The following is a 26,817-nucleotide window of genomic DNA, read 5'->3' on the forward strand; positions in this document are numbered from 1 at the left end:
CGCCCCGTCGCCGACCGCAGGGCGGTCAGGGACGGGGTGTCTATGGAGTATGGACCTTCGCGGTTGCCGTCTGTAGAGCCGCGCCGCGCTCGGCTGTTCTTCGTTCAGTAGAGTCGAGCTTGCTCGACTATCGCGGCGCCTGAACGAAGTGCAGTCGAGCAAGCTCGACTCTACAAAGAACGAGACTTACGCCGCCGCTGCCTGCTCGCGGCGCGGGCCTTCACGCAGCGCGCGGCCGACCATCCCCACCAGCAGGTCCAGCTCTTCGCTGTCCATGCCGAAGTGCGGAGTGAAGCGCAGCGAGTTCTCGCCACCGTGGATCACGTTGATGCCGTGCTGGCGCAGCCATTCTTCGGTGGAGTTGGCGCCGTAGCACTTGAACTGAGGAGCCAGCTCGCAGGAGAACAGCAGGCCGGTGCCCTGCACCTTGGTGATCAGGCCGCCCAGCTCGTTCTTCAGCTGTTCCAGCTTGCGCACGGCCTCGGCACCACGCTCGGCGATGTTGGCGCGCACCTGCGGGGTCAGCTGGGCCAGGGTGGCACAGGCCACGTCCAGCGCACGCGGGTTGCTGGTCATCGTGTTGCCATAGATGCCCTTGCGGTACAGCTGCGCGGCATGCTCGGTCACCGCCAGCACCGAGAGCGGGTACTGCGCGGCGTTGAGTGCCTTGGAGTAGGTCTCCATGTCCGGCGGGTCCAGGCCTTCGAAGCCCGGGTAATCGACCACCGAGAGCACGCCATGCGCACGCAGGCCGGCCTGGATCGAGTCGAGCAGCAGCAGGCTGCCATGGGCACGGGTCAGTTCGCGGGCAACGGCATAGAACGACGGCGGCACCGAGCGGCCCGGGTCGCCTTCGCCCATCACCGGTTCCAGGAACACCGCCTCGATGAACCACTGGTTGCGCGTGGCATCCTCGAACACCTTGCGCAGGCCGGCTTCGTCGTAAGGCGCCACGGTGATCACCGAATCCTCGCCACGGTAGCTGGCCAGGTGCTGCATGTAGCTCTTGCGGCTGGAATCCGAATAGAGGGCAGGGCGGTCGGTGCGGCCATGGAAGCTGCCCTTGACCACCACGCGCTTGATCGCAGCACCGGCGTGGCGTGCGCCCGGGTCGGTCTGCAGCTTCGCGTTGACGTCGGCGATGCGCGCGGCCAGGCCGACGGCCTCGGAACCGGAATTCAGGCACATGAAACGGGCAAACGGGCAGCCGCCACGGCGGTGGCCGATCTCGGCACGCAGGGCGGTGATGAAGCGCTGCTGCGACAGGCTGGGGGTCATGATGTTGGCCATCACCTGCGGGCGGGCCATCGCCTCCAGCACGGCGTCCGGGGTGTGCCCGAAGCCGAGCATGCCGTAGCCGCCGGCGTCGTACAGCACGGCGCCCTTCAGGGTGACCACCCACGGGCCGCGTGCAGCCAGTGCCACATACGGGGTCACCGCGTCATCGGCATAGAAATTGACGAAACCGTCCTGCATCGCGTCGATCTGCGCCTGTTCGTCCTGCGCCAGCAGCGGCCCCAGGTCGGCCTGCACGCGCGCGAATTCCTCGGCGGCGGCGTCCACCGCGGCGATCAGCTGCGGGTGGCTGGCGGACAGGGCGGTCAGGGTGGCGTCGTCCAGGCCGGAGGTGAGGCGGGTGCCGGGCTGGTTGCGCAGGGGGGCGAGGCGTTCGATGAAGCTCATTGCAGATCTCCTGAAACAATGGGTCGCACGGGTCTTCAAAAGCAAAACGCGCGTCATCACGCGCGCTTGGGGCAGGCTCGTGCAGCGGACTTCCGACTCGATGCTAGCACTTGTTTTTTTGCGCGATAACCCCGCAGAAACCTGCTGCATAGCAGCATTTTGCGCGACGTTCGCCGCGAAGCACGCCGGCTCGCAGACGCTGGACGTACAATGCGCGCCATTGTCGACCTGTTGCCGCCCACTGCCTTGAAGAAGTCCGATTTCAACTACGACCTGCCGGCTGAACTGATCGCGCAGGCGCCCCTGGCCGAACGTTCCGCAAGCCGCCTGCTGCTGGTGCCTCCGGCGCCCGATGCCTTCACCGACCTGCAGGTGCGCGACCTGCCGTCGCTGCTGCAGCCGGGCGACCTGCTGGTGTTCAACGACACCCGGGTGATCCCGGCGCGCCTGTTCGGGCAGAAGGCCAGTGGCGGCCGCGTGGAGATCCTGATCGAGCGCCTGCTGGGTGGCCAGCAGGCCCGCGCGCAGGTGGGCGCCAGCAAGTCGCCCAAGGCCGGCAGCCGCATCGCGCTGGATGCCGGTGGCGAAGCCGAGGTGCTGGGCCGCGATGGCGAGTTCTACGTGCTGCAGTTCCATGTGCCGGAATCGCTGGAACAGTGGCTGCTGCATGCCGGCCGCCTGCCGCTGCCGCCCTACATCCAGCGCGAGCCGGGTGTGGATGACCGCGAGCGCTACCAGACCGTGTTCGCGCGTGAAGTGGGCGCGGTGGCCGCGCCGACCGCTGGCCTGCATTTCGACGAACCGCTGCTGGCCGCATTGAAGGACAAGGGCGTGGACTTCGGCCACGTCACCCTGCACGTGGGTGCGGGCACCTTCCAGCCGGTGCGTGCCGATGACCTGAAGGACCACGTGATGCACCGCGAGTGGCTGAACGTGGGTGCCGAGCTGGTGCAGCAGGTACGGCGCACGCGCGCCGCCGGCGGCCGCGTGATCGGCGTCGGCACCACCGTGGTGCGCGCGCTGGAAAGCGCGATGCGCGATGGCGAGCTGCTGCCGTTCGCGGGTGAAACGCAGATCTTCATCACCCCCGGTTACCGCATCCGCAGCGTCGACGCGATGGTGACCAATTTCCACCTGCCGGAAAGCACGTTGCTGATGATGATTTCCGCGTTTGCCGGCAAGCAGCGCGTGTTCGAGGCCTACCAGCACGCGATCGAGCAGCGCTACCGGTTCTTCAGCTACGGCGACGCGATGCTGCTGTTCCCGCAGGCGGGGTAGGGCGCTGACCTCTGCCTGCTTGTGGTGGGTGCGCACCGTTGGTGCGCACTTGCAGGTGACTGAAGGCCAGGGAAGCCACGCATGGCGTGGCTCTACTGTCTTCGGCGCTGTAGTAAATCCACGCCATGCGTGGATCATTCCTTCCGCAAGTGGGTTCCGCCGGGCTGCTCAGCCCACATCCACCTTGCATTCGCTGAGCGGAACGGACTGGCCGTCGGAGATGATCAGGTGGTCATCTTCAATGCGGGCCAGGCTAAGGCCGAGGTTGCGTGCCCCGGCTTCCACAGCCTTCCGCCATCCATCCAGATCGCCGTGGAAGGAAAGGGCGAGGAAGCGCTGGCCGTTGGGTAGGGTTATCCGGCAGCTGTCCGATACGATGCCACCGCTGCTCGCGGTGAACTCGCCAGCAGAGGCCAGCAATTTGCGGAACTGACTTGAAGCGCTGCTGGTATGGAAATCCTCGTAGTAGATGAACTCCACTCCGGCTACAGGATTTATGCCCGGGGCGATTCGATCGGCTCGTTGCTCGATTTTTCCCCCAAGAATTGCTTCTAGTACCTCGCGGTCACTTCTATTCATCTTGGGCCTGATTTCCTGGCGAAATACGTAGTCCGCCATCTTGGAGGGGCGACCAGTCAGGGCCAAGGCCAGATGCGACAGTCCAGCAGCCGCGTCGCTCAGGTCATTGGTTCCGTTCAGGCCTGAATGGGCGGTCGACTCGGTTTTGGGAGACAATGGGCGACTATTTGCCCGAATGACCGCTCCATGTCCCGATTGCAGTTCCAGCTCCAGACCCGCGACGGCCGTGCCCGCCGTGGCCGCCTGACCTTCCCGCGTGGCACGGTGGAAACGCCGGCCTTCATGCCGGTGGGGACCTATGGCTCGGTCAAGGGCATCCTGCCGGACCAGGTGCGTGCGCTGGGCGCCGAGATCATCCTCGGCAACACGTTCCACCTGTACCTGCGCCCGGGCCTGGACATCATCGCCGACCACGGCGGCCTGCACGGCTTCTGCCGCTGGGATGGCCCGATCCTGACCGACTCCGGCGGCTTCCAGGTGTTCTCGCTGGCCCACCGCCGCAAGATCACCGAGCAGGGCGTGACCTTCGCCTCGCCCACCGACGGTGCCCGCGTGTTCCTGGGACCGGAAGAGAGCATGAAGATCCAGAAAGTGCTCGATTCGGACGTGGTGATGATCTTCGACGAGTGCACCCCGTACCCGGCTACCGAGGATGTGGCGCGCCGCTCGATGGAACTGAGCCTGCGCTGGGCCCAGCGCAGCCGCAACGCGCATGACGAGCTGGGCAACGACGCGGCCCTGTTCGGCATCGTCCAGGGCGGCGTGCACACCGACCTGCGCAGCCGCTCGGCCGAGGCCCTGCAGGCGATCGGCTTCGACGGTTACGCCATCGGTGGCCTGGCCGTGGGCGAACCGGAGCACGAGCGCAACGCCATGCTCGACCACCTGGACCCGGAACTGCCGGGCGACCGTCCGCGCTATCTGATGGGTGTGGGCCGGCCGGAGGACCTGGTCGAGGGTGTCGCACGTGGCGTGGACATGTTCGACTGCGTGATGCCGACTCGCAACGCCCGCAACGGCCACTATTTCACCTCGTTCGGCACCGTCCGCATCCGTAATTCCCAGTACGCGCGCGACATGGATCCGATCGAGCCCGGCTGCGGCTGCGTGGCCTGCAGCGGCGGTTACACGCGTTCGTACCTGCGCCACCTGGACCGCTGCAACGAGATGCTGGCGCCGATGCTGGGCACCCTGCACAACCTGTTCTATTACGAAAAGCTCATGGCCGACATCCGTGCGGCCATCGAGGCGGGAACCTTCCTGGCCTTCCGTGAGTCTTTCTACGCGGCACGCGGGGCGGTAGCACCGCCCCTGTAACCCGAACACCCCCTGCCAAACGGCCCAAGGACGAACGCCCGGGGCCGTGGCATACTTCAAGGCTGACCCAGATCCGCGGTCGACACCCCGTGCCCGTGAAAGGGCCGGAGCGCCGCCCAACCAAAGGACCAACGATGAACCTGCTTGCCTTCCTGATTCCCGCCGCCCACGCCCAGGCCGCCGGCGGCCAACCGCAGGGCATGGGCCTGACCACGCTGCTGTTCCCGGTCATCCTGATCGCCATCATGTACTTCCTGATGATCCGCCCGCAGATGAAGCGGCAGAAGGAGCACAAGGCCATGCTGGAGAAGATCAAGCGTGGCGACGAAGTGCTGACCAACGGCGGCATCGCCGGCATCGTCACCGACATCGGCGACAACTTCATCACCATTGAAGTGGCGGACAACGTGCGCATCCGCGTGCAGAAGGGCGCTGTCGGCAACGTGCTGCCGGCCGGTACCCTGAAGTCGGCCCAGTAAGCCACTCCCTTTCCGATGCACAACCGCGGCGCCGGGGATGGCGCCGCGCGGGACCCAAGCAATGCTCGAATTTCCACGCTGGAAGTACGTCGTCATCCTGATCGTACTGGCGCTCAGCGCGCTGTACGCGCTGCCCAACATCTACCAGAAGGACCCGGCCCTCCAGATCACCGCCAACCGTGGCGGCCAGATCGACGATGCGCTGCGTGACCGTGTGCTGGCCGACCTGAAGACGGCCGGTGTCACCACCATCGGTGTCGAGAAGGAAGGGGAAAGCCTGATTGTCCGCCTGCCGGACCTGAAGGCGCAGTCCGCTGCCAGCGACGCCCTGCGTGACACCATCGGCGAGAAGTACACCGTGGCCCTGAACCTGGCCTCGACCGTGCCGGACTGGCTGGCCAACCTCGGCGGTCGTCCGATGGTGCTGGGTCTGGACCTGCAGGGCGGCGTGCACTTCGTGCTGCAGGTCGACCAGAAGGCTGCCCTGGACAAGCGCCTGGATGCCTACGCCGAAGACGTGCGCAGCACCCTGCGTGATGCGCGCATCCCGTACCAGTCGGTGGAACGCCGCGCTGACAACAATATCGTGGCCAACCTGAGCCCGTCCGCCGGTGACGATGCCGCGCAGCGTGCCCGCACCGCCCTGGTGAAGGCGCAGCCGACCCTCGGCTACGACGTCAGCGGCAATCGCATCACGGTGACCGTGCCGGAAACCGAGATCACCCAGATCGCCAACGGCGCCATCGAGCAGAACATCAATACCCTGCGCAACCGCGTGAACCAGCTCGGCGTGTCCGAGCCGATCATCCAGCGCCAGGGTGCCGACCGCGTGGTGGTGCAGCTGCCGGGCGTGCAGGACACCGCCGAAGCCAAGCGCATGATCGGCGCCACCGCTACCCTGGAATACCGGGCCGTGGTGGACGGTAATGCACAGGACGCCATCAACTCCGGGCGCATTCCGCCGGAAGCGAAGGTCTACCAGCGTCGTGATGGCGGTGGTCCGGTCCTGCTGAACAAGCGCGTGATCGTCACCGGTGACCAGATGGTCGGCGCGCAGGCGGTGACCGATTCGAACAGCGGCTCTCCGGCGGTCAGCGTGACGCTGAACAATGTCGGCGGCCAGCGCATGTTCGACTTCACCAGCGCCAACGTGAACAAGCCGATGGCGGTGGTCTACACCGAGCGCGTGCCGACCGTGACCGTCGTCGACGGCCAGGAAGTGCGTGGCTTCAAGGTCAACGAGGAAGTGATCTCGGTGGCCAACATCAACGGCGTGTTCGGCAAGAACTTCCAGACCACCGGCCTGCAGAAGAAGGAAGCCGAGGACCTGGCCAAGCTGCTGAAGTCCGGCTCGCTGGCCGCGCCGATGGACTTCGTCGAAGAGCGCGTGGTGGGCCCGAGCCTGGGCGCAGAGAACGTCAAGAACGGTATGCGCGCGGTGGTGTTCGCATTCCTGTTCACCCTGGTGTTCTTCAGCGTCTACTACCGCATGTTCGGCGTGATCACCTCGATCGCGATGCTGTTCAACCTGCTGATCGTGGTGGCGGTGATGTCGCTGTTCGGCGCGACCATGACCCTGCCGGGCTTCGCCGGCCTGGCGTTGTCGGTCGGCCTGTCGGTGGACGCCAACGTGCTGATCAACGAGCGTATCCGTGAAGAGCTGCGTGCCGGCGTGCCGGGCAAGACCGCGATCGTGACCGGTTACGAGCGTGCTTCCGGCACCATCCTCGACGCCAACCTGACCGGCCTGATCGTCGGTGTGGCGCTGTTCGCATTCGGTACCGGTCCGCTGAAGGGCTTCGCGCTGACCATGATCATCGGTATTTTCGCCTCCATGTTCACCGCGATCACCGTGTCGCGTGCGCTGGCGACGCTGATCTACGGCCGCCGCAAGAAGCTCCAGAACGTGGCCATCTGACGGGACGACACGCACATGAAACTGTTTCCGCTGCACATCCTCCCGAACGACACCAAGATCGACTTCATGCGCTGGCGCCATGTCGCGATGGTCGTCACGGTCATCGTGTTCCTGGCCTCGGTCGCCATCATCGGCGTCAAGGGCTTCAACTACGCCCTGGACTTCACCGGCGGCACCCTGATCGAAGCCCGCTTCGACAAGGCCGTGGACGTCGAGCAGGTCCGCACCAAGCTCGAGCAGAATGGCTTTGAGGGTGCCCAGGTGCAGAGCGTCGGTGGCAACACCGACCTGCTGATCCGCCTGGCCCCGCATGGTGAGCACGCTGCCGGTACCGGCGACGCCGCGCACGAGGACAAGGCCACCGCCGCCGCCGTGGTGAAGGCACTGTCCACCGCCGACAACCAGGCCACCGTGCTCCGCAACGAGTTCGTGGGCCCGCAGATCGGCAAGGACCTGGCGATGAATGGCCTGTACGCCACGATCTTCATGCTGGCCGGCTTCCTGATCTACATCGCGGTGCGCTTCGAATGGAAGTTCGCGGTCACCGCCAGCATCGTGGCGATGTTCGATCTGATCGTGACGGTCGCTTACGTGTCCCTGCTGGGCCGTGAGTTCGACCTGACCGTGCTGGCCGGCCTGCTGTCGGTGATGGGCTTTGCGATCAACGATCTGATCGTGGTCTTCGACCGCGTCCGCGAGAACTTCCGCAGCCTGCGCGTGGACTCGATGGAGGTGCTGAACCGTTCGATCAACCAGACGCTGTCGCGTACGGTGATCACTGCGGTGATGTTCTTCCTGTCGGCACTTGCCCTGTACATGTACGGCGGCAGCTCGATGGAAGGCCTGGCCGAGACGCACATGATCGGCGCGGTGATCGTGGTGCTGTCCTCGATCCTGGTGGCGGTGCCGATGCTGACGATCGGTTTCCTGCGCGTCAGCAAGCAGGACCTGCTGCCGAAGGCGAAGGACATCGAGGCCCTGGCCCGTCGCCCGTAAGCACCCGCTGCACGCAACACACAGAGAACCCCGCGCAAGCGGGGTTTTTTGTGTGCAGGGCTTGCAGCCCTGCACCTGCTCAATGCAACGGCAACGTCAACGGCAACGTCAAAAGCCGGAGCTGGCTTTCTGCTGGTTGGGCGGGGCCATGTGGGTTGGCAGGACACGCCGTAAACCCGTCCTTGGGGGCTCGATGGCGCCATCCATGGCGCCAACGGTCCTGCCAACCCACATGGCCCCACCTCTGACAGATTCCTGCGGCTGTTGGATCGCGCGGCTGTTGGTAGGTGTCGACCTTGGTCGACACATCTGTCAGATATTGAATGAGTTCATCCATGTCGACCAAGGTCGACACCTACCAGAGCAGGATGCCGCTCCAACAGATCGCGGAAATCTGTCGAAGGCGGGGTGGGTCCGGTTGCGGGGGTGTCCGCGGCATGGATGCCGCGGCCAAGCCTCCATGGACGGATTTACGGCGTCCCCCGCAACCGGACCCACCCCGCCAACCCACAGGAACCCAGCTTTTGAAGTTGCTCCGGCTCCGGCCGTTGCTCCGGCCTCTGCGGGTGCAGGGTGCAACCCTGCAGAACAAACCCCACCCTACGCCGCCGTCGGTTGTGCAATCTTCCCCCGCGCACTACGATCCTGCGGTTCGCGCGCGCAGGCGCGCGCCCGTATTCCTGCTGAGCGCCCCGTGCGCCGCATCTGCCAACCCGAGGTATCCATGGTCATCAAACCGCGCGTCCGCGGCTTCATCTGCGTCACCACCCACCCGACCGGCTGCGAAGCCGCGGTCAAGCAGCAGATCGACTACATCCGCGCGCGCCCGCCGATCCAGAACGGCCCCAAGCGCGTGCTGGTCATTGGTGCCTCCACCGGCTACGGCCTGGCTGCACGCATCACCGCCGCCTTCGGCAGCGGTGCCGCCACCCTCGGCATCTTCTTCGAGCGCCCGGGTAGTGAAACCAAGCCGGGCACCGCGGGCTGGTACAACTCGGCCGCGTTCCATAAGTACGCCGACGAAGCTGGCCTGTACGCCAAGAGCATCAACGGCGATGCCTTCTCCGATGAAGTGAAGGCCAGGACCATCGAGATGATCAAGGCCGATCTCGGCCAGGTCGACCAGGTCGTCTACAGCCTGGCCGCGCCGCGCCGCAAGCATCCGAAGACCGGCGAGATCATCAGCTCCACGTTGAAGCCGATCGGTGAGCCGATCACCCTGCGTGGCCTGGATACCGACAAGGAAGTGCTGACCGAGACCCATCTGCAGCCGGCTACCCCGGAAGAAATCGCTGGCACCGTCGCGGTGATGGGTGGCGAGGACTGGCAGATGTGGATCGATGCGCTGGCCGATGCCGGCGTGCTGGCCAACGGCTGCACCACCACTGCCTTCACCTACGTGGGCGAAGAGATCACCCAGGCGATCTACTGGAATGGCTCGATCGGTGCGGCCAAGAAGGACCTGGACACCAAGGTGCTGGGCCTGCGCGAGAAGCTGGCCAGGATCGGTGGCGACGCGCGCGTGTCGGTGCTGAAGGCCGTGGTCACCCAGGCCAGCTCGGCCATTCCGACCATGCCGCTGTACCTGTCGCTGCTGTTCAAGGTGATGAAGGAAAAGGGCACGCACGAAGGCTGCATCGAACAGCTCGACGTGCTGTACGACATCCTCTACGGCGGCAAGGCCGAGGGCGTGGCGGTCGATCGTCTGCGCCACGACCTGGTCGATGGCGATGGCCACACCGTCGCGCTGGTCGATGACGAAGGCCGCCTGCGTGCCGATTACAAGGAAATGGCCGCGGACGTGCAGGGCAAGGTGGTCGCGCTGTGGCCGCAGGTGACCAACGAGAACCTGTACGAGATCAGCGATCTGGCCGGCTACAAGGCCGATTTCCTGCGCCTGTTCGGTTTTGGCGTGGAGGGTGTCGACTACGAGGCCGACGTCAATCCGGACGTGAAGATCGAAAACCTGGTCGACATGACCTGATCAACGAAGAGGCCGGCGAAAGCCGGCCTTCTCTTTGGGTGGTGCCGGCCGCTGGCCGGCAACCCCGGGTACCTGCAGCTGCCGGCCAGCGGCCGGCACTACCATCGGTCATCCGAACTCGAAGCCCATCTCCGGCAACGCCGGGCCGACGAAGTCGCCCTGCACGTAGTCCACGCCGGCGCTGAACAGCAACGTCATCGAATTGGCATCGCTGACGAACTCGGCGATGGTGCGGATGCCGGCTTCCTGCGCGCGCGCGGTGATCTGGCTGATGCGGTCGATGTTCTCGCGGGTGGCCGCCAGGTCACCGGTGAAGCCGCGGTCCAGCTTGAGGAACTGCGGCTGGAAGTGGGCCAGCAGCTGGAACGAATCCAGCCCCGAACCGAACTGCTCCAGGCCGATGCGGCAGCCCAGCGGTGCCACTTCAGCAAGGAACTGCTGTGCACTGCGCAGGTGGGTGAACACCTTCGCTTCCGGCGCATGCAGCCACAGCCGTTCGCCAGGCACACCCTGAGCCTGCAGCTCGCGGCGCAGGGTAGCGATCATCTGCGGGTCGTCGAAGGATTCCGGCGTCACTTTCACCAGCATCTGCGTGGCATGGCCTTCGCGTGCACGCTGGCCCAGCACCGCGATGGCCCGTGACACCACCCAGCGGTTGATGTCGGCCAGCAGGCCGTGCTCCTCCGCGATACCGAGGAACGCGGTCGGGCTCAGCAGTTCGCCATTGTGCTCCAGGCGCAGGTAGGCCTCATACAGCTCCAGCGACTCGCCCTGCAGGTTCAGCACCGGCTGGTAGTGCAGCTGGAAGCCGTCACCGGCCAGCGCTTCACGGATTCGGGCGACCCAGCGCAGCACGCGTTCTTCCTCCACGCGGTCGGCGGCAGCCGGGTCGAAGATGCGGCAGGTGTTGCCCAGTTCGGCGGCGGCCTGCGTGCACTCGCTGGCGCGCGCCAGCACCTGGCCGATGCTGGCGATCTTCTCGCCCACCTGCACGCCACCGATGCTGACCGTTACCGTGGCCGAGCGCGCGCCGATGCTGAAGACGTGTGCGGCGTAGGCTTCGCGGATGCGCTCGGCCAGTGCCACGGTCTGCGCATAGGGCCCGGCCTGCAGCACGGCGAAATTGTGCTCGCCGAAGCGGGCCAGCTGTGCGTCTTCGCCAACGACTTCGGCCAGCAGCGCGGCGAGCGCGCCGATCAGGGTGTCGGCCGAGGCCAGGCCAATGTCCGGCAGCAGGCGCGCGTAGTGGTCCGGCTCGATCAGCAGCAGGCCGAACTGGCCTTCGCTGCGCCCGGCCTGGGCCACCGCGCTTTCCAGCTGCAGCATGAAGGTCGGGCGATTGAGCAGGCCGGTGACCTGGTCGCGCTGGCGCAGGTCCTCGACCTCACGTGCCAGCTCAGGGTCGAATTCCATGCGGCGGCGGAGCACCACCTGCAGGCAGGATTCGCCTTCGTAGGTGGCAGCGGCAAACTCCATCGTCGCCGGGAACGCGCTGCCATCCTCGTGGCGCGCGTCGAGCTGGTACTGCGGCGGCGGCGCCTCGCCACGGCTCAGCCCCTTCAGCAGCTGCTTGAAGCCCTCCACGTGCTGGGCGGCGACCATGTCCAGCAGCGAGATGCCTTCGATGTCGTCGAAATGTTCGTAACCGAACATCTCCAGATAGGCGTCGTTGGCGCGGATGTGCATGCCTTCATGCACGTAGGCGATGGGGTCGCGCGAGGAGGCGATCAGCGCGTCGCAGCGGCGCTCGGTCTCGCGCATCTGCGCCTCGATGCGGCGCAGGCCGCGGCGTGCCTGCAGGTCCACCCACTGGTCGCGGACCACGGCGAGCAGGTGCTCGGGGCGCTGGCGCAGGGCGAGGGCGCGGATGCCATGGCTGCTGGCCTGCACCAGTTCGTCCTCGTCGATGCGCTCGGCCAGCAGTACCAGTGGAATGTCCTTGCCGCTGGCAGCAATATGCTGGGCCACCAGTGGCAGCGGGATGCCCTGGGAGGGCGAAGCCAGCACCAGGTCGATGGCCTGGCTGGCCAGCACCTGGGCCAGCTCGGCTGCATCCTGCGGACGCCACGGGCGTACCGCGATGCCGCTGTTGCGCAGCGTGCTGACGATGGCTTCGGCATTCTCGCCGCTGTCATCGACGATCAGCAGGCGGATGGTGATGTCGTTCGCGTTCTGCATGCACTGCTCCCCAATCTGCGAATCTAGATACACGATGCGCGGCGAACCGTCCATGCGCGCACCCCTTGCGCGCATCGAACGGCGATCTGGTTCACACCACGCCACCGGCCGCGTGGCCGCTGGCCCAGGCCCACTGGAAGTTGTAGCCGCCCAGCCAGCCGGTCACATCCAGTACCTCGCCAACGAAATGCAGGCCGGGCACGCGCTTGGATTCCATCGTCGAGGACGACACCTCGGCGGTATCCACGCCGCCCAGGGTGACTTCGGCGGTGCGATAGCCCTCGGTGCCGCTGGCCACCAGCGGGAACGCGGCCAGCAGCTGTGCGGCCTGGCGCAGCACCGGCTCGTCCAGCTGGCGCACGGGCCGGTCGGGCAGCCAGTGTTCGCACAACCGCTGTGCCAGCCGCTTCGGCAGTACCTCGGCCAGCACCGTGCGCAGCTCGGCGGCAGGACGTTCGCGCTTCATCTGGCGCAACCACTCGCCGGCATCCTGGCCGGGCAGCAGGTCCAGCTCCAGCGCGTCGCCGGGTTGCCAGAACGAGGAGATCTGCAGGATCGCCGGGCCACTCACGCCGCGATGGGTCAGCAGCATGAAATTCTGGAAGCTCTTTCCGTTGCAGCGCGCCTCGATGGGCAGAGCGACGCCGCTGAGATCGGCCAGCCGTTCCTGGTGCTTGCCGCTGAGCGTCAGCGGCACCAGCCCGGCGCGGGTCGGCAGCACCTGGTGGCCGAACTGTCGGGCCACTTCATAGCCGAAGCCGGTGGCGCCCATGCTGGGAATGGACAGGCCGCCGGTGGCCACCACCAGCGAGGCGCAATGGAACAGGCCCTGCGTGGTGTGCACGCGGAAACCATCGCTGCCATGCTCGATGCGCTGCACGCTGCAGTCGGTACGCACCTGCACGCCTGCCGCCAGGCATTCGTCCACCAGCATCTTCACGATCTGCTTGGACGAGACATCGCAGAACAACTGGCCCAGCTCTTTTTCGTGATACGCGATGCCGTGCTTGCTGACCAGCTCGATGAAGTGCCAGGGCGTGTAGCGCGCCAGTGCCGACTTGCAGAAGTGCGGGTTGGCCGACAGGAAGTTGGCCGGAGTGGTGCCGGTGTTGGTGAAGTTGCAGCGGCCACCGCCGGACATCAGGATCTTCTTGCCGACCTTGTTGGCATGGTCGATCACCTGCACCTGGCGGCCGCGCTGACCAGCCGTGATCGCGGTCATCAGCCCGGCCGCACCGGCGCCGATGACCACCACGTCGCAACGGATCGTGCTCATGCCTTGGCGCGCTTGCGCCAGTTCGGGATCACGTCGAGCTGGATCTGGTCGTTGAGCAGCTGCACTTCACCGTCCTGGATCAGCACGCTCCAGCGCATGGCGCGCTGGATCTGCTGGCCCCAGCGCTCGACGAATTCACCGTCCAGATCAACCACCGAGAGATTGTCGAAGCGTGCCAGGCCCTTGCTCTGCTTGCCCCACCAGATCTCCGAGGCGTTGCCGCCGTAGTTGATCACCTGCACCTGGCGGCTGCGATTGCTGGCCTTGCGGATGCGCGATTCGTCCGGATGGCCCAGGTCGATCCACTGCAGGATGTCGCCGGTGTAGTCGTGTTCCCACAGATCGGGCTCGTCATCGGTGCTCAGGCCGCGGCCGAATTCCAGGCGGTCGCCGGCGTTCAGCGCGAAGGCGAGCAGGCGCACCATCAGGCGATCGTCGGTCTCGGACGGGTGCTGGGCCAGGGTCAGGTTGTGGGTCGCGTAGTAGCCGCGATCCATGTCGCTGATCTGCAGTTCGGCCTTGCGGATGGTGGCGGTGAGGGCCATGGGGGGTCCGTGGACTAAAGACGACAATGATAGAGGTTTGCTCCAGGGGTGTCCGTTGCCGGTCTGTCTGCGCAGCGTCAACGGTGGCACTCTTGCGCTCTTTCCCGTGGCCGGAGTGGACGCCATGACCTTGCCCAGCCGCCTGCAGCTGCCGCCCGGCCACTGGTCCAGCCTGCTCGATGGCCTGTGCGCGCGTTTCCCGCGCATCGACCGTGCGCAATGGCAGGACCGCTTCGCCCGAGGCCGCGTGCAGGATGCGCAGGGCAGGGCACTGGCGCCGGACATGCCTTGGCAGGTGGGGCTGGAAATCCAGTACTTCCGCGAGGTGGCCGACGAGCCGGTGATTCCCTTTGCCGAGACCATCCTGCATCTGGATGCGCACCTGCTGGTGGTCGACAAGCCGCACTTCCTGCCGGTGACGCCGGCCGGTGGGTATGTACGGGAAACCCTGCTGTCGCGCCTGGTCGCCCGCACCGGCAACACCGAGCTGGTGCCGCTGCACCGCTTGGACCGGCTGACCGCCGGCCTGGTGCTGTTCTCGACCCAGGCAGGCACGCGTGATGCCTACCAGCGGCTGTTCCGCGAGCGGCGCATCGGGAAGACCTACGAGGCGCTGGCACCGGCGCTGCCGGGGCTGGAGTTTCCGCTGCAGCGGGACAGTCGTCTGGTGCCGGGGGAGCCGTTCTTCCGCATGGCCGAAGTGCCGGGCGAGCCCAATGCCCGCAGCCGGATCGAGCTGATCGAGGCCGAGGGGCCGGTCTGGCGCTACCGGTTGCGGCCGGAAACCGGCCGCAAGCACCAGCTGCGCGTGCATATGGCGATGCTGGGCGCCCCCATCGAGGGCGATGACCTGTATCCGCAGCTGAGGCCGCGCCCGGATGAAACGGTCGAGTCACCCCTGCAGCTGCTGGCGCAGGGGCTGACCTTCGACGATCCATTGAGTGGGGAGCCCAGGCGGTTCAGCAGCCAGCGTCGCCTGTGCCTGCCCGGCCAGAGCGGGTAGGGTCGTTCAGCGAACCGGGCGTCGCGCCAGCCAGCGGTCCAGCTCGGCCGCGAACAGCTGCCGGTCGCGCGGGCCCAGCGGCGGTGGGCCCCCGGTCTGCACCCCGGCGCCGCGCAGCTCTTCCATGAAATTGCGCATCGACAGCCGCTCGGCCATGTTGTTCGGGGTGTACAGCTGGCCGCGTGGGTTCAGCGCCACCGCCTTCTTCTCCAGCACCAGAGCGGCCAGCGGGATGTCCTGGGTGACCACCAGGTCACCGGCGGCGACCCGCTCGACGATGGCGCTGTCGGCCACGTCCAGGCCCTGGGGGACCTGGATCGAGCGCAGCCAACGTGAGGGCGGGGTCCGGATCCACTGATTGGCGACCAGGGTCAGCTCGATCCCAACGCGTTCAGCGGCACGGAACAGGATGTCGCGAATGACGGTGGGGCAGGCGTCCGCGTCTACCCAGATGCGTGGGAGAGCGGGTTCAGCTTGGGTTTCAGCTTCAGTCATTTACCCAGTGTAGGGTAGGAAAATCCTGAATGGGGGCTCGGAGTTAGCCTCGATCGGCTGCCAGCCCTTGTCACGTCTAGCGGGCGGGGTCTGCCCATGAACGTCCGGGCTATCGCTTTTTGCAGAAAACACGCGTATCGTTCGTCCCACTGTGTTTGCTAGGGTCACCGTGAATCGTGGCCTGGTGCAGTTGATCTCACGATCCGCTCATCGATCCGCTTTACCAACGCCTGCAACTCAGTCTCGGCCCCGATACCCGGTGGCTGCGATTTTTTCAACATGTGTTTCAGGAGTTAGTCAAATGTCTGATCGTCAGACCGGCACCGTCAAGTGGTTCAACGACGCCAAGGGCTTCGGCTTCATCACCCCGGAAAGCGGCCCGGACCTGTTTGTGCACTTCCGTGCCATCCAGGGCACCGGCTTCAAGACCCTGCAGGAAGGCCAGAAGGTTACCTTCATCGCCGTCCAGGGTCAGAAGGGTATGCAGGCTGACCAGGTGCAGGCGGTCTAATCCGTCTGCTACCGTTTGGTAGCCAGAACGCCGGAAGCGAAAGCTTCCGGCGTTTTTTATTGCCCGTTGTTTTGTAGAGTCGAGCTTGCTCGACTGTCTCTGGAAAGCAGTCGAGCAAGCTCGACTCTACAAAAGGCATGCAGCTGGGCGGGCTAAGATCAGATGCATCCTCCCATCGCGGAACCGTCCATGCGCATCGTCCACCATCTGGAAAACTCCCGTTCCCTGCGCGTGCTGTGGATGCTGGAGGAGCTGGGGTTGGACTACGAGCTGCGTCGCTATCCGCGCGATCCGAAGACGCTGCTGGCGCCGCCGGAACTGCGCAACGTGCATCCGCTGGGCAAGTCGCCGGTATTGCAGGATGGTGAGCTGGTGTTGGCCGAATCCGGCGCCATCCTCGATTACCTTGCCGACCGCTACGATACCCAGCGCCAGCTGTCGCCGTCGCCGATGCCGGCCGATGGTGCCGAGCGCATCGCCTACCGCTACTGGCTGCACTACGCCGAAGGTTCGGCGATGCCGCCGCTGCTGCTGACCCTGGTGATGGGCCGCATCCGCAATGCGCCGATGCCGTTTTTCGCGCGCCCGATCGCACGCAGCATCGCCGACAAGGCCGAGCGCGGCTTCATCGGTCCGCAGCGGCGCCTGCACCTGGACTGGATGGAGCGCCGCCTGGCCGAAAGCCCGTGGTTCGCCGGCGAGCGCTTCAGTGCGGCCGACATCCAGATGAGCTTCCCGATCCAGGCCGCTGCCGCGCGCGGTGGTGGCCTCGACGACAAGCCGGCACTGCGTGGCTTCCTCAAGCGTATCGGTGAGCGCCCGGCCTACCAGCGTGCCGAGGCCCACGGCGGCCACCTGCAGGCGCTCAGCGGCAATTGAGGCGGGCGGCCTTCGCCCCCATCTTCAGCACCATGGATACCGACAGCCCCCGTTTCGACAACCGCCTGCTGCATGCCCTGCCGGGCGACCCCGAATCCGGCCCGCGCAGGCGTGAAGTGCTGGGCGCGGCCTGGTCGCCAGTGATGCCGACCCCGGTGACGGCGCCCACGCTGCTGGCCTGGGCGCCGGACGTGGCCGAAATGCTTGGCTTCTATACCGCTGAGGTCGAGAGCGAAGGCTTCGCCCGTGTATTCGGTGGCAACGCACTGTACGCAGGCATGCAGCCTTGGGCGGCTAACTACGGTGGCCATCAGTTCGGCCATTGGGCCGGCCAGCTCGGCGACGGCCGTGCGATCTCGCTGGGTGAACTGGTCGCGCCGGATGGCCGCCACTGGGAGCTGCAGCTGAAGGGGGCCGGCCCCACGCCTTACTCGCGCGGCGCCGATGGGCGCGCAGTGCTGCGCTCGTCGATCCGCGAATTCCTGTGCAGTGAAGCGATGCACCATCTGGGGGTGCCGACCACGCGCGCGTTGTCGCTGGTCGGTACCGGCGACGACGTGGTGCGTGACATGTTCTACGACGGTCATCCGCGCGCCGAGCCTGGTGCCATCGTATGCCGGGTGTCGCCGTCGTTCCTGCGCTTCGGTTCGTTCGAGCTGCCTGCGTCGCGTGGTGAAACCGCCCTGCTGCAGCAGCTGGTTGATGCCTGCATCGCCCGCGATTTCCCCGAGCTGGAAGGGGAGGGCGAGACGCTGTACGGCGACTGGTTCGCGCAGATCGCGGTGCGCACCGCCGAGATGATCGCGCACTGGATGCGCGTGGGTTTCGTGCATGGCGTGATGAACACCGACAACCTGTCCGTGCTCGGCGTCACACTCGATTACGGCCCTTACGGCTGGGTCGAGGATTTCGATCCGGACTGGACGCCGAACACCACCGACGCACAGGGCCGCCGTTATCGTTTCGGTACCCAGCCGCAGGTGGCGTACTGGAACCTGAGCCGATTGGCCCAGGCGTTGTCGCCGTTGTTCGCCGATGTGGCGCCGCTGCAGGCCGGTCTGGCGGCCTACCAATCCACCTTCGTGGCCTGCACCCGTCGCGATGCCGCAGCCAAGCTGGGCCTGGCCGCTGCCGACGATGACGACCTGCAGCTCTACCTGCGCTGGCAGCAGCTGATGCAGGACGGTGGCATGGACATGACCCTGGCCTGGCGCGCGCTGATGCGCCTCGATCCGGCGGAACCGGATGCGGCGCTGCTGGACGCGGTGTACTACGACGAGGCGCGCCAGCAGGCGGTGCAGGCTCCGTTGCAGCAGTGGCTGCAGGACTACGCGGCACGGTTGCAGGCCGATCCGCTGTCGGCCACTGAGCGCACCGCGAAGATGGCCGCGGCCAATCCGCTGTACGTGCTGCGCAACTGGTTGGCGCAGGAAGCCATCGATCGTGCAGAGCAGGGCGACCTCGGTGGCGTTCACGCACTGCAGGACGTGCTGCGTGATCCGTACACCGAGCGTGCCGGGCTGGAGCATTTCGCCGGCAAGCGCCCGGCGTGGGCAGACAACCGTGCCGGCTGCTCGATGCTGTCCTGCAGTTCCTGAGGGTGGGTTTCGGCAGGGCTGCGCCCTGCACCCGCAGAGGCCAGGTCAAAAGCCAAGGCAAGAGCTGGCTTCCGTGGTTTGGCGGGGTGGTGTCGGAGTGCGGGGACGCCGCAAGTACGTCCCTGTAGGCTTGGCAGCCGCATCCATGCGGCTGACACCCCGCACTCCGACACCGCCCCACCTCTGACAGATTCCGGCGGCTGTTGGTAGGTGTCGACCTTGGTCGACACGGTAGATCCACGCCATGCGTGGATGCTCTTCGTTCAATTCTCGAAACATTCGATTTCGGTAGAGATCCATCCACGCATGGCGTGGATCTACAGAAAGCAATGCCCGACAGATCGCAGAAATCTGTCGAAGGCAGGGTGGGTCCGGTTGCGGGGGCGTGAGCCGCATGGGCCCGAGGCATGCCTCGGGCGGGTTGGGGAGGACGCCCAACCCCGGTCTTGCCATGTGCGCAGGACAGCGCACACGAGCAAGCGGCTGCCAAGCCTACAGGGACGTACTTGCGGCGTCCCCGCACTCCGACACCGCCCCGCCAGACCACGGAATCCGCTTTTGCTCTGGCGTTTGATCTGGCCTCTGCAGGTGCCGGGCGCAGCCCGGCCGAATACCCCCAACAGGCAGGCGACGCCCGGAACAGGTACCCTATGCCGCCATCAGATAGCCAACGTGACATGACCGACGCCATCGTCGCTCCGCAGTGGGCCTCCCGCCTGCGCGACATCGCCGACTTCCCCAAGCCCGGCATCCTCTTCAAGGACATCATGCCGCTGCTCGCCCATAGCGAGGACTTCCGCGGTGCCATCACCGCGATGGCCGACCGCTGGCGCGACCAGAAGCTGGACGCGGTGATCGGTATCGAATCGCGTGGGTTCATCCTCGGCGCCGCGATGGCGCTGGAACTGGGCGTCGGCTTCGTGCCGGTGCGCAAGCCGGGCAAGCTGCCGGGCCAGGTGCTGCGCGAGGAATACACGCTGGAATACCGCAGTGACTGCATCGAAGTGCACGCCGATGCGCTGCCGGCCGGTGCCCGCGTGGCGATCATCGATGACGTGCTGGCCACTGGCGGCACGCTGGTCGCGGCGCTGTCGCTGGTGCGCCGCCTGGGCGTTGACGTGGTCGGCGCCGGTGTACTGGTCGAACTCGACGGTCTCGGCGGCCGCGCGCGCTGGGAAGCGGATCTGCCGCTGTACACCGAACTGGTGTTCTGATCGAAGGGTGGGTGCCAACCAAGGTTGGCATCTACCAGAGCGAATGGCTTGGAGCCGGTAGTTGCCAACCTTGGTTGGCAGCGCCTTTCGCGACTGGCGCCACGGATGGGCCAACCAAGGTTGGCCCCTACCAGGTCAGATCGTTGCCAACCGTGGTTGGCAACGCTGCTTCAATCACAACATCCGCACGCGGAAACGACGGCCCTTGATCTTGCCGGCTTCCAGCTTGGCCACGGCCTTGTTGGCCTGCTCACGCGCGATCGCCACATAGGAGCGGGTCGGGAAGATCGCGATCTTGCCGATGAACTTGCTCGACAGGCCGGCATCACCGGTCAGTGCACCGAGGATGTCGCCCGGGCGCAGCTTGTCGGTCTTGCCGCCGTCGATGCGCAGCGTGCGCATTGCGGCCTGCGGCAGTTCAGACGGGCGCGAGGTTGCCAGCGGCGTCTTCTGCCAGTCCAGCGGCTGCCCCATCTGCGCTTCGATGGCTTCGGCGCGGGTCTTCTCGCGGCCGGCCACCAGGCTGATCGCCAGGCCACTGGCACCGGCTCGGCCGGTACGGCCGACGCGGTGCTGGTAGCTCTCCACATCGGTGGGCAGCTCGTAGTTGATCACCGCCGCCAGCTCTTCCACATCGAGGCCGCGTGCGGCGACGTCGCTGGCCACCAGTACGTTGCAGCTGCGGTTGGCCAGCAGCAACAACACTTCCTCGCGATCGCGCTGTTCCATGTCGCCATGCAGGGCCAGTGCAGAGAAGCCGAACTGCTGCAGTGAGTTGGCCACTTCGTCCACGTCCTTGCGGGTGTTGCAGAAGACCACCGCCGATTCCGGCGTGTACTTCAGCAGCAGGCCGGCCAGTGCCTTCTGGCGATGTGCCGGTTCCACCTCGCAGAACAGGTGGCGGATGGCTGGGGCCTGGTCGGCGCCTTCCACGGTCACTTCCACTGCGTCGCGCAGCAGGTCACGCGCCATGGCGCGGATGCTGTCGGGGAAGGTGGCCGAGAACAGCAGGCTCTGGCGATCCTTGTGGGTGCGGCCGGCGATCTCGCGGATCGGCTCTTCGAAGCCCATGTCGAGCATGCGGTCGGCCTCATCCAGCACCAGCGTGCGCACCGCGCCCAGGTTCAGCGCACGCTTGCGTGCCAGTTCCTGCACGCGGCCGGGCGTGCCGACCACCACATGCGGATCGTGGCCTTCCAGCGATGCCAGCTGCGGGCCCAGCGGCACGCCGCCAACCAGCAGCAGCAGCTTCAGGTTGGGGATGCCGGTGGCCAGCTTGCGGATCTGCTTGCCGACCTGGTCGGCCAGTTCGCGGGTCGGGCACAGCACCAGCGCCTGCACACGGATCAGGCTGGGGTCGATGGCCTGCAGCAGGCCCAGGCCGAAGGCGGCGGTCTTGCCGCTGCCGGTCGGCGCCTGTGCGATCACATCGCGGCCATCCAGGATGGCCGGCAGGCTCTGCGCCTGCACGGGGGTGAGGGTGGTGTAGCCGAGGGCGTCCAGGCCGGGCTGCAGGGCCGGGCTCAGCGGCAGAGTCGAGAAGTCAGTCATGGCGCATTGTACCCGTCCGGAAGGCTGGGCCCCCCGGCCTTCTTCACCCGCTCAGGGTGTGCGATCCAGTAGATCCACGCCATGCGTGGATGACACTGTCCAACCTTCAGTGCAAACCGAGGGCCACCAGCCGTACGGCCATCGCTTGCAGCTGCTCCTGGGTGGCCGGCTTTCCGGCGACCCGGGGTTCCAGCAGCAGCTGGTGAAACCACGGGTTGGCGTGCTGCGTGTCGAAATGGAACGCGCAGCTTGCCTGCTCGCCCATCACCGCCTGCACGATCGCGATCAGCGTGTCTTCGGCTTCATCGACATTGCCCGGCCCATAGCGATCATCCAGCAATCGCAACGGGACCGGCAGCAGGGCGGGGGAGGCGGGCATGCCTCAAGTCTAACGATCCACGTAGGACATGCGGAGCAGGCTCAGGCCGCGTCAACATGGAACTGAATCAGGCCACAGTGCAGGCACTCGAACGTGTAGAAGCCGATATCTCCACCGGGTGCGTAGTCGCCGACCAGCTCCGACCAAAGTGATTCGTCGGCGTCATTGGCCGCGCACCAGGCCGCGATGGTCGCTGCAGTGGCCTGACTCACCTGTTCCATCGTGGCGTCGCCCAGGAAGCGGCAGATATCGTTGCAATGCGCCAGCCATTTCTCCCCCTGAAAACTGACGTAGCCAGGCGTGCGCAGGGACAGCTCCTCCAATGCGGTTTCGGACACGCTTTCGTCGATGTCCAGACTGCAGGCAAATGCGACATCCAGCGCCGATGCTGCACGGCCATCGGCAATGCACCAAGGGCAGATCTGTTCCGAAAAATCACTGTGCCCATCATGCAGGGCATCGCGCAGGTACACATATCCACGCGCCTGCTGGCAGACCCTGCAGGCCGTAGTGGAGGGCCCCACGTTGCCCGTCGCTACCGGGTCCGGATGGTAACGGAAGCTCGGAAGGTGATGGATGGTCATGTCGTCCGTGTCGACCAGCGCAGGGGACGTTCTTTTACGGCCTGCGGATGGATTCGGCAAGCGGGGAGGGTCGATCAGCCAAGCACCGCCAGCACGCCCTGGTGGATCGCCAGGCCCCCGAACAGCAGCCAGGCAAACAGGATCAGCGCCAGCAGCAGCGGCTTCAGCCCGGCCTGGCGCAGCGCTGAGACGTGGGTGGTCAGGCCCAGCGCGGCCATCGCCATCGCCAGCAGCACGGTATCCAGCTGCACCAGCCCCGCCTGCAGGCCAGCCGGCAGCAGGTGCAGCGAGTTGAAACCGGCCACCGCCACGAAACCAAAAGCGAACCACGGCACCACAATGCGCGCCTTGCTGCCATCGGCGCTGGCCTTGCCGCCACGCGCCAGCCACAGCGACAGCGCCACCAGGAACGGTGCCAGCAGCATCACCCGCACCATCTTGGTGATCACCGCCGTGTCAGCCGCCGCTTCGTTGACCGCGCGGCCAGCGGCGACCACCTGTGCCACTTCATGCACCGTCGCGCCGGTGAACAGACCGTACTGGCGCGCGTCCATTGCCAGCCAGCCGTGTGACTGCACCAGCGCATACAGCGCCGGGTACAGGAACATCGCCAGCGTGCCGAACACCACCACTGTCGACACCGCCACCGTGACCTGTGCCGCGCGGCCACGCACCACCGGTTCGGCGGCCATCACCGCTGCCGCACCACAGATCGCGCTGCCGGCACCGATCAGCATCGCCGCCTCGCGCTCCATCTTGAACACGCGCATGCCCAGCCAGCAGGCCAGGCCGAAGGTGCTGGCGACCACCAGCACGTCCATCAGCACGCCGGTGACGCCGACATGGCCGATGTCCTGGAAGGTCAGGCGCAGGCCGTAGAGCACGATGCCGGCGCGCAGCAGCCAGTGCTTGGAGAAGCCGACACCGGCTGCGCTGCTCGGCGCCAGCCGCGGGTAGAGGGTGTTGCCGACTGCGATGCCGGCGACGATGGCCACGGTCAGCGCGCTCAGACCGTGCGCCTGCAGCCAGGGTAGCTCGGCCAGGTACAGCGACGCCGCCGCGATCAGACCCACCAGCAGCAGGCCGGGCAGGCGCGGCTGCCAGCGTTGGCGCAGGGCGGGCAGGGACCAGGGGGAGAGAGCGGGGGCGTTCATGGCAGGGGCAGGGCTGGAGTGATGGGGCAAGCGTGCGCCTCTGTCGCTGACCTGTAAAACGAATAATATGGGTGAAACCTACCTATCAAGCGGGTAAATTGCATGCGCCTGACCTTGCGCCAGCTGCAGGTCTTCGTCGCCATCGCCGATCATGGCAGCACTACTGCCGCCGGCCAGGCCATCGCCCTCTCGCAGTCGGCCAGCAGCGCCGCCCTGCAGGAGCTGGAGGCGCACTTCGGCACACCGCTGTTCGACCGCATCGGCCGCCGCCTGGCCCTGAACGGCCACGGCCGCGCGTTGCTGGAGCCGGCGCGTACCCTGCTGGTCAATGCCGCCGATCTGGAGCGGCAGCTGGCTGCCGGCGGCGACCCGTCGCAGGGTGCACCGCTGCGGCTGGTGCTGGCCGCCAGTACCACCATTGGCAACTACCTGCTGCCGCCGCGCATCGCCGAACTGCTGCGGCAGGCGCCGCAGGCCGAAGTCGACCTGCGCATCGACAACAGTGCCGGCGTGGTCGCCGCCGTGCAGCGACTGGACGTCGACGCCGGCCTGATCGAAGGCCCGTGCCACGAGCGCGGGCTGCAGGTGACCGCCTGGCAGCAGGATCCGCTGGTGATCGTCGGCGCCGCCGACGCCCCCGCGCGCTGGTCGCTGGATGAACTCCGCCGCGCCCGCTGGCTGCTGCGCGAACCGGGCTCCGGCACCCGCGAAGCGGTGGAACAGGCGCTGCTGCCGCACCTGCGCGGCTTCGCGCAGACCCTGCAGCTGGGCAATACCGAAGCGATCAAGCAGGCCGCCATCGCCGGACTGGGTCTGGCCTGTCTTTCCCGTCATGCGCTGGAAGAGCCGCTGGCCCTCGGCCGCCTGCGCGTGCTTGAGACCCCGTTGCCCGCCCTGCAGCGCACCCTGTGGCTGGTACGCCACCCCGGCAAGCAATGGTTGCCGGGGTTGCAGGCGTTGTTGGGGGAGGTGCAGTAGCCGGGATCCATCTTCCACAGCGCGAACTCCACGAAGGGGTCAGAGCCCGTTGCGCAGCAACGGGATCCGACCCCGACAGATCGACAGGCCTTGCAGCGCTCATCCACGCATGGCGTGGATCTACCGTGTCGACCAAGGTCGACACCCACCAGAGCAGAATGCCGCCCCGACAGATCGCGGTAGCCTCCCACAGGAAACCAGCTTTTGACGTTGCTGTTGAGGTTGCCGGCCAGCGGCCGGCACTACCGCGGGTGCCGGGTGCAACCCGGCCGACGCCCCCAACCCGTACAATAGGCGGATGCCTCTGATTACCCTACAGAACGTCGACTTCAGCGTCGGCGGCCCGTTGTTGCTGGAAAAGGCCGAACTGTCGATCGAGCCGGGCGAACGCATCGCCCTGATCGGCCGCAACGGCGCCGGCAAATCCACCCTGCTCAAGCTGCTGTCCGGCGACCACAAGCCCGATGACGGCGAAGTGCGCGTGCAGCAGGGCGTGCGTGTCACCCGCCTGGAGCAGGAAGTGCCGCACGGCGCTGCTGGCTCGGTGTTCGACGTCGTCGCCGACGGCCTTGGCGAGCTGGGCCAGTGGCTGGCCGAATTCCACCACCTCAGCCATGCCGAAGTCTTCGATGGCGAAGCCCTCGGCAACGTGCAGGCCAAGATCGATGCCGCCAACGGCTGGGGCCTGGACCAGCGCGTCAGCGAAACCCTGACCAAGCTCGACCTGGATGGCGAGGCCGAGTTCGGCCGCCTGTCCGGCGGCATGAAGCGCCGCGTGCTGCTCGCCCGCGCGCTGGTGTCCAGCCCCGATGTGCTGCTGCTGGACGAACCGACCAACCACCTGGACATCGAAGCCATCGACTGGCTCGAAGCGTTCCTGAAGGGCTGGAGTGGCAGCGTGGTGTTCGTCACCCATGACCGCCGCTTCCTGCGTGCCCTGGCCACCCGCATCGTCGAGATCGACCGCGGCCAGGTCACCAGCTGGCCAGGTGACTGGGCCAACTACGAGCGCCGCCGCGAGGAACGCCTCAATGCGCAGGCGCAGGAAAACGCCCGCTTCGACAAGCTGCTGGCGCAGGAAGAAGTCTGGATCCGGCAGGGCATCAAGGCCCGTCGCACCCGCGACGAAGGCCGCGTGCGCCGCCTGAAGGCGATGCGCGTGGAGCGTTCGCAGCGTCGCGACCTCAGCGGCAACGTCAAGATGGAAGCCGCACAGGGCGTCAGTTCCGGCAAGAAGGTCATCGACGTCAAGGATATTTCGTTCGCCTTCGGTGAGCGCACCATGGTCCGCGACTTCACCACCACCATCATGCGCGGCGACCGCATCGGCCTGATCGGCCCCAACGGCAGCGGCAAGACGACGCTGCTGAAGCTGCTGCTGGGCGAGCTGCAGCCGGCCAAGGGCGAAGTCAACGCCGGCACGAACCTGCAGATCGCGTATTTCGACCAGTACCGCGCCGTGCTGCGCGAAGACTGGAGCGCGATCGAGAACGTCGCCGAAGGCCGCGATTTCCTCGAGTTCAACGGCAAGCGCAAGCATGTGCATGCCTACCTGCAGGACTTCATGTTCACCCCGGAGCGCGCGCGTGCGCCGATTACCCGCCTGTCCGGTGGCGAGCGCAACCGCCTGCTGCTGGCCAAGCTGTTCGCGCAGCCGTCCAACCTGCTGGTGATGGACGAACCGACCAACGACCTGGACGTGGAAACCCTGGAGCTGCTGGAAGAGCTGCTGGGCGAGTACACCGGTACGCTGCTGCTGGTCAGCCACGACCGTGACTTCATCGACAACGTGGTGACCTCCACGCTGGTGATGGAAGGCGACGGCGTGATCGGCGAGTACGTGGGGGGCTACAGCGACTGGCAGCGTTATGCGGCCAGCATCGCAGCGCCTGCCGCGGCCCCTGCCGCCAAGCCGGCGGCCGCTGCGCCGGCCACCCCGGCTACCGCAGCTCCGGCTGCACCCAAGCGCAAGCTGGCCTACAAGGAAGCGCGCGAACTGGAGCAGCTGCCGAAGACCATCGAGAAGCTGGAAGGCGACGTCGAAGGGCTGACCTCGGCGATGAACGACCCGTCGTTCTACACCCGCAGCAGTGCCGAAGTAACCGCGCACACCCAGCAGCTGGCCAAGGTGCAGGCCGAGCTGGATGCCGCGTACGCGCGCTGGGAAGAGCTGGAAGGCTGAGCTGAGCGTCCGCCGGCGCTGCCGGTGAACTCAGTAGATCCACGCCATGCGTGGAT

23 protein-coding genes are annotated in these 26,817 nt (G+C 66.4%); 13 read left to right on the forward strand and 10 right to left on the reverse strand.

Going from position 1 to position 26,817, the window contains the following annotated elements:
- Positions 1 to 186: 186 nt before the first annotated feature.
- Entirely contained in the window at positions 187 to 1,683 is a 1,497-nt protein-coding gene (locus ACZLIB_RS09045) for an aminotransferase class III-fold pyridoxal phosphate-dependent enzyme (protein ID WP_478469633.1), read from the reverse strand.
- Positions 1,684 to 1,893: 210 nt separating this feature from the next.
- On the opposite strand from ACZLIB_RS09045, the gene queA reads away from it, so the two are divergent.
- Positions 1,894 to 2,961, forward strand: coding sequence for a tRNA preQ1(34) S-adenosylmethionine ribosyltransferase-isomerase QueA (gene queA, locus ACZLIB_RS09050; RefSeq protein ID WP_032128303.1), 1,068 nt, complete (start codon positions 1,894 to 1,896; stop codon positions 2,959 to 2,961).
- A gap of 168 nt (positions 2,962 to 3,129) precedes the next feature.
- Here the strand turns inward: queA and ACZLIB_RS09055 are convergent, their stop codons facing one another.
- Positions 3,130 to 3,696 (reverse strand): hypothetical protein, encoded by a 567-nt coding sequence (locus tag ACZLIB_RS09055; RefSeq protein ID WP_478469635.1) that lies wholly within the window; start codon positions 3,694 to 3,696, stop codon positions 3,130 to 3,132.
- A 30-nt stretch (positions 3,697 to 3,726) separates the two neighbouring features.
- On the opposite strand from ACZLIB_RS09055, the gene tgt reads away from it, so the two are divergent.
- The 5 genes from tgt to fabV all read left to right on the forward strand — a co-directional run bounded on the left by tgt (position 3,727) and on the right by fabV (position 10,234).
- Positions 3,727 to 4,857 carry a tRNA guanosine(34) transglycosylase Tgt gene (gene tgt / locus ACZLIB_RS09060; protein ID WP_189719629.1) on the forward strand — a complete coding sequence of 377 codons (1,131 nt, stop codon included), beginning with the start codon at positions 3,727 to 3,729 and terminating at the stop codon, positions 4,855 to 4,857.
- Between the two features lie 134 nt (positions 4,858 to 4,991).
- Complete coding sequence (gene yajC, locus ACZLIB_RS09065) at positions 4,992 to 5,336, forward strand: preprotein translocase subunit YajC (protein ID WP_005409257.1); 345 nt, start codon at positions 4,992 to 4,994, stop codon at positions 5,334 to 5,336.
- Positions 5,337 to 5,397: 61 nt separating this feature from the next.
- Positions 5,398 to 7,254: a protein translocase subunit SecD gene (secD, locus tag ACZLIB_RS09070; protein WP_313208039.1), complete on the forward strand. Its 1,857-nt coding sequence runs from the start codon at positions 5,398 to 5,400 to the stop codon at positions 7,252 to 7,254.
- Between the two features lie 15 nt (positions 7,255 to 7,269).
- Positions 7,270 to 8,250: a protein translocase subunit SecF gene (gene secF / locus ACZLIB_RS09075; protein WP_049400104.1), complete on the forward strand. Its 981-nt coding sequence runs from the start codon at positions 7,270 to 7,272 to the stop codon at positions 8,248 to 8,250.
- A gap of 724 nt (positions 8,251 to 8,974) precedes the next feature.
- On the forward strand, positions 8,975 to 10,234 hold the full coding sequence (gene fabV / locus ACZLIB_RS09080; RefSeq protein ID WP_478469637.1) for an enoyl-ACP reductase FabV: 1,260 nt from the start codon (positions 8,975 to 8,977) through the stop codon (positions 10,232 to 10,234).
- A gap of 108 nt (positions 10,235 to 10,342) precedes the next feature.
- Here fabV and ACZLIB_RS09085 read toward each other — a convergent pair whose 3' ends face one another.
- The 3 genes from ACZLIB_RS09085 to ACZLIB_RS09095 all read right to left on the reverse strand — a co-directional run bounded on the left by ACZLIB_RS09085 (position 10,343) and on the right by ACZLIB_RS09095 (position 14,233).
- Entirely contained in the window at positions 10,343 to 12,412 is a 2,070-nt protein-coding gene (locus tag ACZLIB_RS09085) for a GGDEF/EAL domain-containing response regulator (RefSeq protein ID WP_049400115.1), read from the reverse strand.
- 91 nt (positions 12,413 to 12,503) lie between these two features.
- Positions 12,504 to 13,688 (reverse strand): BaiN/RdsA family NAD(P)/FAD-dependent oxidoreductase, encoded by a 1,185-nt coding sequence (locus ACZLIB_RS09090; protein ID WP_478469639.1) that lies wholly within the window; start codon positions 13,686 to 13,688, stop codon positions 12,504 to 12,506.
- The gene (locus ACZLIB_RS09095; RefSeq protein ID WP_049400101.1) at positions 13,685 to 14,233 is read right to left on the reverse strand and encodes a YaeQ family protein; all 549 of its coding nucleotides are present in this window, start codon (positions 14,231 to 14,233) and stop codon (positions 13,685 to 13,687) included. Before ACZLIB_RS09095 ends, ACZLIB_RS09090 begins: the two co-directional genes overlap by 4 nt.
- 124 nt (positions 14,234 to 14,357) lie before the next feature.
- Here ACZLIB_RS09095 and ACZLIB_RS09100 point away from each other — a divergent pair, with 124 nt between their 5' ends.
- Positions 14,358 to 15,236, forward strand: a complete 879-nt coding sequence (locus ACZLIB_RS09100) for a pseudouridine synthase (RefSeq protein ID WP_071228980.1) — start codon at positions 14,358 to 14,360, stop codon at positions 15,234 to 15,236.
- 6 nt (positions 15,237 to 15,242) lie between these two features.
- Here the strand turns inward: ACZLIB_RS09100 and ACZLIB_RS09105 are convergent, their stop codons facing one another.
- A complete protein-coding gene (locus tag ACZLIB_RS09105; RefSeq protein WP_010484520.1) occupies positions 15,243 to 15,731 on the reverse strand; it encodes a YaiI/YqxD family protein in 489 nt (162 codons plus the stop codon).
- 301 nt (positions 15,732 to 16,032) lie between these two features.
- Between ACZLIB_RS09105 and ACZLIB_RS09110 the strand changes: the two genes are divergently transcribed.
- The 4 genes from ACZLIB_RS09110 (at position 16,033) to ACZLIB_RS09125 (ending at position 19,933) form a co-directional block, all read left to right on the forward strand.
- Positions 16,033 to 16,242 carry a cold-shock protein gene (locus ACZLIB_RS09110; protein WP_004153307.1) on the forward strand — a complete coding sequence of 70 codons (210 nt, stop codon included), beginning with the start codon at positions 16,033 to 16,035 and terminating at the stop codon, positions 16,240 to 16,242.
- A gap of 189 nt (positions 16,243 to 16,431) precedes the next feature.
- Positions 16,432 to 17,121: a glutathione S-transferase family protein gene (locus ACZLIB_RS09115; protein ID WP_010484523.1), complete on the forward strand. Its 690-nt coding sequence runs from the start codon at positions 16,432 to 16,434 to the stop codon at positions 17,119 to 17,121.
- 32 nt (positions 17,122 to 17,153) lie between these two features.
- Positions 17,154 to 18,719: a protein adenylyltransferase SelO gene (locus ACZLIB_RS09120; protein WP_478469641.1), complete on the forward strand. Its 1,566-nt coding sequence runs from the start codon at positions 17,154 to 17,156 to the stop codon at positions 18,717 to 18,719.
- Positions 18,720 to 19,396: 677 nt separating this feature from the next.
- Positions 19,397 to 19,933 carry an adenine phosphoribosyltransferase gene (locus tag ACZLIB_RS09125; protein WP_071228978.1) on the forward strand — a complete coding sequence of 179 codons (537 nt, stop codon included), beginning with the start codon at positions 19,397 to 19,399 and terminating at the stop codon, positions 19,931 to 19,933.
- Between the two features lie 174 nt (positions 19,934 to 20,107).
- Here ACZLIB_RS09125 and dbpA read toward each other — a convergent pair whose 3' ends face one another.
- The 4 genes from dbpA to ACZLIB_RS09145 form a co-directional block, all read right to left on the reverse strand.
- Positions 20,108 to 21,484 (reverse strand): ATP-dependent RNA helicase DbpA, encoded by a 1,377-nt coding sequence (dbpA, locus tag ACZLIB_RS09130; protein ID WP_478469643.1) that lies wholly within the window; start codon positions 21,482 to 21,484, stop codon positions 20,108 to 20,110.
- A 106-nt stretch (positions 21,485 to 21,590) separates the two neighbouring features.
- Positions 21,591 to 21,863, reverse strand: a complete 273-nt coding sequence (locus tag ACZLIB_RS09135; protein ID WP_032128315.1) for a hypothetical protein — start codon at positions 21,861 to 21,863, stop codon at positions 21,591 to 21,593.
- Between the two features lie 41 nt (positions 21,864 to 21,904).
- On the reverse strand, positions 21,905 to 22,447 hold the full coding sequence (locus tag ACZLIB_RS09140) for a CbrC family protein (RefSeq protein WP_478469918.1): 543 nt from the start codon (positions 22,445 to 22,447) through the stop codon (positions 21,905 to 21,907).
- 74 nt (positions 22,448 to 22,521) lie between these two features.
- Positions 22,522 to 23,601 carry a YeiH family protein gene (locus ACZLIB_RS09145; protein ID WP_478469645.1) on the reverse strand — a complete coding sequence of 360 codons (1,080 nt, stop codon included), beginning with the start codon at positions 23,599 to 23,601 and terminating at the stop codon, positions 22,522 to 22,524.
- A gap of 102 nt (positions 23,602 to 23,703) precedes the next feature.
- Here ACZLIB_RS09145 and ACZLIB_RS09150 point away from each other — a divergent pair, with 102 nt between their 5' ends.
- Together ACZLIB_RS09150 and ACZLIB_RS09155 are read left to right on the forward strand one after the other, a co-directional pair.
- Complete coding sequence (locus ACZLIB_RS09150; RefSeq protein ID WP_478469647.1) at positions 23,704 to 24,579, forward strand: LysR substrate-binding domain-containing protein; 876 nt, start codon at positions 23,704 to 23,706, stop codon at positions 24,577 to 24,579.
- 298 nt (positions 24,580 to 24,877) lie between these two features.
- On the forward strand, positions 24,878 to 26,761 hold the full coding sequence (locus tag ACZLIB_RS09155; RefSeq protein WP_005409272.1) for an ATP-binding cassette domain-containing protein: 1,884 nt from the start codon (positions 24,878 to 24,880) through the stop codon (positions 26,759 to 26,761).
- Positions 26,762 to 26,817 lie beyond the last annotated feature (56 nt).

The organism is Stenotrophomonas sp. 220_Sma (assembly GCF_056487375.1).

Bases quoted from the DNA above. Each gene is read 5' to 3' on its own strand.
- queA (WP_032128303.1), top strand. From the start codon at position 1,894: ATGCGCGCCATTGTCGACCTGTTGCCGCCCACTGCCTTGAAGAAGTCC.
- ACZLIB_RS09150 (WP_478469647.1), top strand. From the start codon at position 23,704: ATGCGCCTGACCTTGCGCCAGCTGCAGGTCTTCGTCGCCATCGCCGAT.
- yajC (WP_005409257.1), top strand. From the start codon at position 4,992: ATGAACCTGCTTGCCTTCCTGATTCCCGCCGCCCACGCCCAGGCCGCC.
- ACZLIB_RS09045 (WP_478469633.1), bottom strand. From the start codon at position 1,683: ATGAGCTTCATCGAACGCCTCGCCCCCCTGCGCAACCAGCCCGGCACC.
- ACZLIB_RS09115 (WP_010484523.1), top strand. From the start codon at position 16,432: ATGCGCATCGTCCACCATCTGGAAAACTCCCGTTCCCTGCGCGTGCTG.
- ACZLIB_RS09095 (WP_049400101.1), bottom strand. From the start codon at position 14,233: ATGGCCCTCACCGCCACCATCCGCAAGGCCGAACTGCAGATCAGCGAC.
- ACZLIB_RS09145 (WP_478469645.1), bottom strand. From the start codon at position 23,601: ATGAACGCCCCCGCTCTCTCCCCCTGGTCCCTGCCCGCCCTGCGCCAA.
- ACZLIB_RS09140 (WP_478469918.1), bottom strand. From the start codon at position 22,447: ATGACCATCCATCACCTTCCGAGCTTCCGTTACCATCCGGACCCGGTA.
- secF (WP_049400104.1), top strand. From the start codon at position 7,270: ATGAAACTGTTTCCGCTGCACATCCTCCCGAACGACACCAAGATCGAC.
- dbpA (WP_478469643.1), bottom strand. From the start codon at position 21,484: ATGACTGACTTCTCGACTCTGCCGCTGAGCCCGGCCCTGCAGCCCGGC.
- ACZLIB_RS09090 (WP_478469639.1), bottom strand. From the start codon at position 13,688: ATGAGCACGATCCGTTGCGACGTGGTGGTCATCGGCGCCGGTGCGGCC.
- ACZLIB_RS09105 (WP_010484520.1), bottom strand. From the start codon at position 15,731: ATGACTGAAGCTGAAACCCAAGCTGAACCCGCTCTCCCACGCATCTGG.
- ACZLIB_RS09135 (WP_032128315.1), bottom strand. From the start codon at position 21,863: ATGCCCGCCTCCCCCGCCCTGCTGCCGGTCCCGTTGCGATTGCTGGAT.
- ACZLIB_RS09110 (WP_004153307.1), top strand. From the start codon at position 16,033: ATGTCTGATCGTCAGACCGGCACCGTCAAGTGGTTCAACGACGCCAAG.
- ACZLIB_RS09155 (WP_005409272.1), top strand. From the start codon at position 24,878: ATGCCTCTGATTACCCTACAGAACGTCGACTTCAGCGTCGGCGGCCCG.
- ACZLIB_RS09125 (WP_071228978.1), top strand. From the start codon at position 19,397: ATGACCGACGCCATCGTCGCTCCGCAGTGGGCCTCCCGCCTGCGCGAC.
- secD (WP_313208039.1), top strand. From the start codon at position 5,398: ATGCTCGAATTTCCACGCTGGAAGTACGTCGTCATCCTGATCGTACTG.
- tgt (WP_189719629.1), top strand. From the start codon at position 3,727: ATGTCCCGATTGCAGTTCCAGCTCCAGACCCGCGACGGCCGTGCCCGC.
- ACZLIB_RS09100 (WP_071228980.1), top strand. From the start codon at position 14,358: ATGACCTTGCCCAGCCGCCTGCAGCTGCCGCCCGGCCACTGGTCCAGC.
- fabV (WP_478469637.1), top strand. From the start codon at position 8,975: ATGGTCATCAAACCGCGCGTCCGCGGCTTCATCTGCGTCACCACCCAC.
- ACZLIB_RS09120 (WP_478469641.1), top strand. From the start codon at position 17,154: ATGGATACCGACAGCCCCCGTTTCGACAACCGCCTGCTGCATGCCCTG.
- ACZLIB_RS09085 (WP_049400115.1), bottom strand. From the start codon at position 12,412: ATGCAGAACGCGAACGACATCACCATCCGCCTGCTGATCGTCGATGAC.